Consider the following 6706-nt stretch of genomic DNA (forward strand, 5'->3'; position numbering starts at 1 on the left):
CACAACGGCAGGCAGCTCAGAATGCTGAAAAGTACGTCCTGACCGGGATGGAGCAGGACGGACTCCTGCTTAAGGCCGCGTGACACGACATCGGCAGGGAAGTGGAAACTCTTGGTCAGCGAAACAAACGGAATCCGTGTGATCAGTGGTGTTCAGGGAGGCTGAGGAATGTCCTCAGCCTCCCTGACCCGAACAGACCCGCAGAACTGCCGGGCAGAGCGGCTTCCCGGGGGTCCGGCGTCCGGAGCAGGGGGATCAGGGCAGGGTGTTGCCGGCCGCGAGCAGGATGGCGTACCACTCCTCGCGGGTCAGGTGCACGTCGGCGGCCCGCACGCAGTCGCCCAGGCGTTCCAGGTTGGTGGTGCCGGTCACGGGCTGCATGTGGGCGGGGTGGCGCAGCAGCCACGCCATGGCGACCGTCGTGGTGTTCACGCCGTGCTGCGCGGCGATGCGCTCGAGGGTGGCGTTCAGTTCCGGGAATTTCGGGTGGTTCAGGAACACGCCCTCGAAGAACCCGAACTGGAACGGCGACCAGGGCTGCACGGTGATGTCATGCAGGCGGCAGTAGTCGAGGACGCCCCCGTCGCGGTTCACGGCGGCGTCGTTTTCCATGTTCACGTTGAACCCGGCGGTGATCATGGTGGCGTTCGTGATGCTCAGCTGCAGCTGGTTGGCGACGAGCGGCTGCCGGACGCTCTTTTTCAGCAGGTCGATCTGGCGGGGGTTCTGGTTGGACACCCCGAAGTGCCGGACCTTGCCCTCGCGTTCAAGCTGGTCGAAGGCGGCGGCGACCTCGTCGGGTTCCACCAGCGCGTCCGGGCGGTGCAGCAGCAGCACGTCCAGGTAGTCGGTGCGCAGGCGGCCCAGGATGGCGTCCACGGACGCCAGGATGTGCTCGCGGCTGAAGTCGAACATACCGGGCCGGATGCCGCACTTGCTCTGCAGGATCAGGCGTTCGCGCACGCTGGGGCTCATGCCCACGGCGTCCGCGAAGACGGACTCGCACTCGCCGCCGCCGTAGATGTCGGCATGATCGAAGAAGTTGGCGCCCAGGTCCAGGGCGCCCTGCACGAACCGCTGCGCCTGGGCGGCGTCCAGCGAGTTGAGGCGCATGCAGCCCACCGCGACGACGGGAACCTGAAGGGTGCTGTTACCAAGGGGAATCGAACGCATGAAGACCTCCAACAGAGAGACGGGGGGACAGAAGCACGAAGAACTCGTTCGGGGCCGTCACAGCCCCCACGGACGCTGATCCTACTGCGAGGACGATTCCTCCACATCCCGGTCGCGCCCGTCCCGCCCGGTGCGCTACGGTACGGGCATTCACACCGCTGCCCGCCCCCCCACTATCCCGGAGGTTCCATGACGCACCCTGCCCTGCCCGCCGCTCCCGGTGACGCGCCTGACGCGCACGAACGCCTGTTCACCATCGAGGCCACCCCCGTGAAGTTCGGTCCCGGCGCGGCGCTGGACGCCGGCTGGGAACTGAAGCGGCTGGGCGCGCGGCACGTGTTCGTGGTCGTGGACCCGGCCGTGCTGGCGCTGGGCGTGGCGGGACCGGCCCTGGCGTCGCTGGACGCCGCCGGGTTGCAGGTGACGCTGTTCAGCGACGTGGAGACCGAACCGTCCATCGCGGCGGTCGAGCGGGCCGTGCAGGCCGCGCGGGCGGCCGGGGCCGACAGTTTCGCCGCCATCGGGGGTGGCAGCGCCATCGACACCGCCAAGGTCGCCAACCTGCTGTGCACGCACGGCGGTCAGATCATGGAGTACGTGAACCCCCCGGTCGGCGCGGGCCGGCGGCCACCGTCGCCGCTGCGGCCGTTCCTGGCGGTGCCGACCACGGCGGGCAGCGGGTCCGAGGCGACGACCGTCGCGATCCTGGACCTGCCGGAACTGCACATCAAGACCGGCATCAGCCACCGCCTGCTGCGGCCGTCGCAGGCGCTCGTGGACCCGGAACTGAGCCGCAGCGCGCCGCCCGCCGTGATCGCCGCCGCCGGACTGGACGTGGTGTGTCACGCGGCCGAGAGTTTCCTGAGCCGCCCGTACACCAGCCGCCCGCGCCCCGCCACGCCCGACGAGCGGCCCCCCTACCAGGGCAGCAACCCGGTGGCGGACCTCTGGTCGGCGCAGGCGCTGCGCTACGGCGGGCAGTTCCTGCGCCGCGCCGTGCAGGGCGACACCGAGGCGCGCGGGTTCATGATGCTGAGCGCCACCATGGCCGGCGTGGGCTTCGGGTCGGCCGGCGTTCACATCCCACACGCCTGCGCGTACCCCATCGCGGGACTGCGGCACACCTACCGCGACCCCGGTTACCCCGGCGAGAAGCGGTTCGTGCCGCACGGCTTCTCCGTGATCGTCACCTCGGCCGCCGCGTTCCGCTTCACCTTCGACGCCGCTCCGGAACGGCACGTGCAGGCCGCCAGTTTCCTGACCGGCCGGACCTACGCCCCGGACGACCGCGAGGCGCTCCCGCAGGCGCTGCTGGACCTGATGCGGGACGTGGGGGCGCCCAGCGGCGTGGCGGCGCTGGGCTACGGCGAGGCCGACATTCCCGCCCTGACCGACGGGGCGCTGCAACAGCAGCGGCTGCTGGCGGTCGCGCCGCGTGCGCCCAGCCGCGAGGACCTGGGTCGGATCTTCCGGGAGTCGCTGCACAACTGGTGACCGGCGTCCCCTTCGTGGCCCGCATTGAACCGGCGCGCCCCGCGCCGCGTATGGTAGGTATGACCACGGTCATGGCCCGCCTCTCTCCCCTCTCCCTGCGTTCCACCCCGTCTGCGGAGGAGGAGCCGCTGCCCGCGCCGCCGTCCGACGCGGCGCTGGCGGCGCGCCTGGTCCGGCGGGACGAGGCGGCCCTGGCCGAGGCGTACGACACCCACGCGGGCGCCGTCTTCGGACTGCTGTCGCGGCTGCTGGATCACGCGACCGCGCAGGAGGTCCTTCAGGACGTGTTCCTGCGGCTCTGGGAGCGTCCGGCGGCCTTCGATCCGGCGCGGGCCGGACTGCGCGCGTACCTTCTGGTCATGGCGCGCTCGCGGGCGCTGGACCGGCTGCGAGCGGCCCGGACGACCGTGCCGCTGCACACCGGGGACGGCGTGGACCTGCCCCTGCCGGACGGGCGGCCCGGCCCGGCGCAACTCAGCGAGGACGGCGCGCGCCGCGACCGCCTGCGCGCGGCCCTGGCGGGCCTGTCGGACACGCACCGGGAGACGGTGGAGCGCGCCTACCTGCGCGGGCAGTCCCGCGAGGAGATCGCGCAGGCGATGGGCGTGCCGGTCGGAACCGTCAAGAGCCGCCTGAGCTACGCCCTGAAGCACCTGAAAATTCACCTGGGACAGGAGGGCGGCGCATGGCTGGACTGACCGACTGTACCCCCCTGGCCGCGCGCCTCGAAGCGCACGTCGAGCAGGGCGTTCCGCTCACCGCCGACGAGCAGGCGCACCTGCGCGGCTGCGAGGCCTGCCGCGCGGACCTGCAGCTGCTGCGCGACCTGCAACTCGCGCTGCTGGAGGACATCCCCGAGGCCGCGCCCCCACCGGAACTGCGCGGCGCGGTGCTGGCCGCGGCCCACGCCGCCCCGGCCCGGCCGGCCGCACCGGGGTGGCGTCGCCGCTGGTGGCCGGCCGCGCTGAGTGCCGCCGCGATGCTCACGGGCGCGCTCACCTTCACGGCCTTCCTGAACCAGTCGGGCGGCGTGGCGAGCGTCCTGCCGGACCCGGCAGTGGTCGTCAGTACCGGCGCGGAGATGCTGGTCGCCAGCAACGACCGCAGCGGCACGCTGACCGTGCTGCGCGGCGACCACGTGCGGGCCAGCCTGACCGTCGGCGGCCGCCAGACGCCGTGGTTCACCGAGGGCGTGCGCCTGGGCGACCGGGTCTTCCTGGCCGACGCCGCGAACGACCGCGTGCTGGAGGTCCGCGCCTGGCCGCTGCAGGTGTTACGCCAGCACCGTGTCCCGGACGGCGTGGCCGGTCTGAGCGCCGTCAGCGGTCCCGGCGGGGCGCGCGTGTACTTCAAGGGCGTGCGCGGCGAGGTGGGCGTGCTGGGCGGCCCGCAGGTCACGCTGGCCCGCGAGACCGGGCAGCCCCTGGCGGACGTGATGGACGGCGTCCTGCTGTTCGGCGGGCAGCTGTTCGTCACGCACCACTTGTCCGGTGAGGTGTGCGCGCTGGACCCGGACACCCTGGCCGTGCAGCGCCGCCTGCCGCTGGGCGGCATGCCGGTCGCCCTGGCCCCCTACGAGGGTGACCTGCTGGTCCTGGACGTGACGGGCCGTCTGCTGCGGGTCAGCACGGCCGGCGAGATCCGGCAACGCTGGACGGTGCCGGGCCACCCGGACAAGTTCAGCGTGAGCGGCGGGGCGGCCCTCCTGAGCGACCGCGCCGGGACCGTCACGCGCGTGCCGCTGGGGGGCGGGGCCGTCACGCAGATGACCCTGGAGCACCCGATGGACGTCCTGGCCCTGCCCGGCGGCACCTTCGCCGTCGCCGAGGGCAGCCGGGGCCTGCGCGTCCTGGACTCCGACCTGCACACCACCGTGCATCTCGGGCAGCAGGGTCAGCTCCTTCCGGCGCGTCCCTGACGGCCTCTGGCTGGCGTCTCCCGCCCTCCGGGCCGTTCACCGAGCCGCGTCGCGCCCATTGAACCTCCGGAGCCTGCCGTCCGTACCAGCAGTGGAGGTCCAACATGAACCGTATTGTTACCCTGCTCAGCGCCGCCCTGTTCGCCACCCTGACCGCTCCTGCCGCCGCTGCCGCCAAGGCGACCCCGGCAACGACCCGGTACCAGCCTTACACCAGGGCCGCCTTCGACGCCGCCCGGGGAACGCAGCGCGTGCTGTTCTTCGCGGCCTCGTGGTGCCCGAACTGCCGCGCCGCCGACGCGGACATCGCGGGGAACCTCGCGCGTGTGCCGGCCGGCGTGACCATCTTCAAGACCGACTACGACAGGGAAGGCGCCCTGAAGAAGCAGTACGGCATCACGTACCAGCACACCTTCGTCCTGGTCGACAGGGACGGCAAGGCCCTGAAGAAGTGGGCCGGCGGCAAACTCGACCAGATTCTCGCGAACACCCGGAAGTGAGGCGTGCTGCTGCTGCTCGTGGCCTTCCTGGGGGGCGTCCTGACGGTCCTGTCGCCCTGCGTCCTGCCGGTCCTGCCGGTCCTGCTGTCGGGCACGGTCGGTGGGCGCGGGCGGCCGCTGGGGATCATCGCCGGGTTCATCGGGTCGTTCGTGCTGCTCACGCTGTTCCTGGCGAGCGTGGTCAGTGCCCTGAACCTCAGCCCCGACCTGATCCGCTGGGTGGCCATCGCGCTGTTGCTGGGCTTCGGCCTGACCCTGGCCGTCCCGGCGCTGCAGCACCGCTTCGAGCTGGCCATGAGCCGCTCGCTGCCGCAGCGCCGCCCCGGCGACCGTGACGGCTTCCTGGGTGGCGTGCTGGTCGGCGTGACCCTGGGGGTCGTCTGGACGCCCTGCGTCGGCCCGATCCTGGCGAGCGTGACCACCCTGGCCCTGAGCGGTCAGGTGACGGGCTTCGCCTTCGCCGCGACCCTGGCCTACGCGCTGGGAGTGGCCGTGCCCATGCTGGGCGTCATGCTGGGTGGCCGCCGGCTGCTGCACCGCCCGGCGCTGCTGGGCCGCCTGGGGCAGCTGCAACAGGTGTTCGGCGCGGTGCTCGTGGTGTTTGCCATCGGCATGGTGTTCGGCGTGGACCGTCAGGTACAGACCCTGCTCGTCGAGCGTCTGCCGGCCCTGCAGCAACTGACCTTCCTTGAAGAATCGGACGCCGTGCAGCGGCAGTTGCAACGCCAGCTTCCCTGAGCCTGATCGACCGTTGCGGTACCGGCAGGGTTGTGAATATCAATATTCAGGTGGGCCGCTCTGCCTGACCACCCTGCCTGCCTTTTCCCGTGTCCGCCCTGAATATCGATATTCCGAAGACGGCAGGAGCTGCCTGCACCGAGGAAACCCCACCGAAACGTCTGTCCGGGCGTTCCTGTGAATATCGATATTCAGAGTCCCGGTCTCTCCCCTGCCCTGCGTCCCGACGCCCCCATTCACCCGGAGGTTCCACCAGGCGTTCACGGCTGCTTCTGCCCGCCCTGCTGCTCGGTTCCGCCCCTGCCGCGCCCACCACATACCGCGTTGCGCCGCTCGATCACGTGAACCTCGTCACGGCGGAGAACGAGACCGACATCGGGAACTTCACGGCCGTCACCAGCAAGGTGAGCGGCACCGTGATCTTCGACCCGGCCGCCCGGACCGGGAGCGCCGATCTGACCGTCAACGGCGCCAGCCTCAGCAGCAGGGTGCCGCTGCGTGACGGGCACATGCGCTCGGCCGACTGGTTCAACTTCGACACGATGCCCGCTATCACCTTCAAATCCACCCGCGTGCAGTACGTCAGCGGCGACAACCACCGCGTGACCGGCACCCTGACCATGAACGGCGTCACGCGCACCGTCACCAGCACCGCCCGCGTCAAGCTGACCCCCGCCAACGACCTGACCAGGGCGTCCCGGATCGCCGGTGACGCGCTGGCTGTCAGTGTGGGCTTCAGCGTGAAACTCAGCGACTTCGGCGTGAAAGGTAGTTGGCTGGAACTATGCCCGACAGGGAACGCCTTGAGGCCGTGACAGCCACGCTCGCAGCGTCCAAACGCGATCGGTCAGCCCAATCGCCATCGCCGGTGTGCGCTGGAGGT

General features: G+C 71.1%; 7 protein-coding genes. 6 read left to right on the forward strand and 1 reads right to left on the reverse strand.

Translation table 11 applies throughout. From position 1 onward, the window contains the following. Positions 1-255: 255 nt before the first annotated feature. On the reverse strand, positions 256-1173 hold the full coding sequence (locus ABDZ66_RS12315) for an aldo/keto reductase (RefSeq protein WP_343759324.1): 918 nt from the start codon (positions 1171-1173) through the stop codon (positions 256-258). 189 nt (positions 1174-1362) lie between these two features. On the opposite strand from ABDZ66_RS12315, the gene ABDZ66_RS12320 reads away from it, so the two are divergent. From ABDZ66_RS12320 to ABDZ66_RS12345, 6 genes are all read left to right on the forward strand, one after another. Then, positions 1363-2667, forward strand: a complete 1305-nt coding sequence (locus tag ABDZ66_RS12320) for a hydroxyacid-oxoacid transhydrogenase (RefSeq protein WP_343759326.1) — start codon at positions 1363-1365, stop codon at positions 2665-2667. Between the two features lie 59 nt (positions 2668-2726). Then, on the forward strand, positions 2727-3365 hold the full coding sequence (locus ABDZ66_RS12325) for an RNA polymerase sigma factor (RefSeq protein WP_343759329.1): 639 nt from the start codon (positions 2727-2729) through the stop codon (positions 3363-3365). Beyond that, positions 3353-4585 (forward strand): YncE family protein, encoded by a 1233-nt coding sequence (locus ABDZ66_RS12330; protein ID WP_343759332.1) that lies wholly within the window; start codon positions 3353-3355, stop codon positions 4583-4585. Before ABDZ66_RS12325 ends, ABDZ66_RS12330 begins: the two co-directional genes overlap by 13 nt. A 104-nt stretch (positions 4586-4689) precedes the next feature. After that, on the forward strand, positions 4690-5085 hold the full coding sequence (locus ABDZ66_RS12335; RefSeq protein ID WP_343759334.1) for a thioredoxin family protein: 396 nt from the start codon (positions 4690-4692) through the stop codon (positions 5083-5085). A gap of 3 nt (positions 5086-5088) precedes the next feature. Continuing rightward, positions 5089-5823 carry a cytochrome c biogenesis CcdA family protein gene (locus ABDZ66_RS12340; RefSeq protein WP_343759336.1) on the forward strand — a complete coding sequence of 245 codons (735 nt, stop codon included), beginning with the start codon at positions 5089-5091 and terminating at the stop codon, positions 5821-5823. 341 nt (positions 5824-6164) lie between these two features. Beyond that, complete coding sequence (locus ABDZ66_RS12345; protein ID WP_343759338.1) at positions 6165-6638, forward strand: YceI family protein; 474 nt, start codon at positions 6165-6167, stop codon at positions 6636-6638. Positions 6639-6706: the final 68 nt, after the last annotated feature.

The sequence above is a fragment of the Deinococcus depolymerans genome (assembly GCF_039522025.1).
Classification (GTDB): domain Bacteria; phylum Deinococcota; class Deinococci; order Deinococcales; family Deinococcaceae; genus Deinococcus; species Deinococcus depolymerans.

Bases quoted from the DNA above. Each gene is read 5' to 3' on its own strand.
- ABDZ66_RS12320 (WP_343759326.1), top strand. From the start codon at position 1,363: ATGACGCACCCTGCCCTGCCCGCCGCTCCCGGTGACGCGCCTGACGCG.
- ABDZ66_RS12330 (WP_343759332.1), top strand. From the start codon at position 3,353: ATGGCTGGACTGACCGACTGTACCCCCCTGGCCGCGCGCCTCGAAGCG.
- ABDZ66_RS12325 (WP_343759329.1), top strand. From the start codon at position 2,727: ATGACCACGGTCATGGCCCGCCTCTCTCCCCTCTCCCTGCGTTCCACC.
- ABDZ66_RS12335 (WP_343759334.1), top strand. From the start codon at position 4,690: ATGAACCGTATTGTTACCCTGCTCAGCGCCGCCCTGTTCGCCACCCTG.
- ABDZ66_RS12315 (WP_343759324.1), bottom strand. From the start codon at position 1,173: ATGCGTTCGATTCCCCTTGGTAACAGCACCCTTCAGGTTCCCGTCGTC.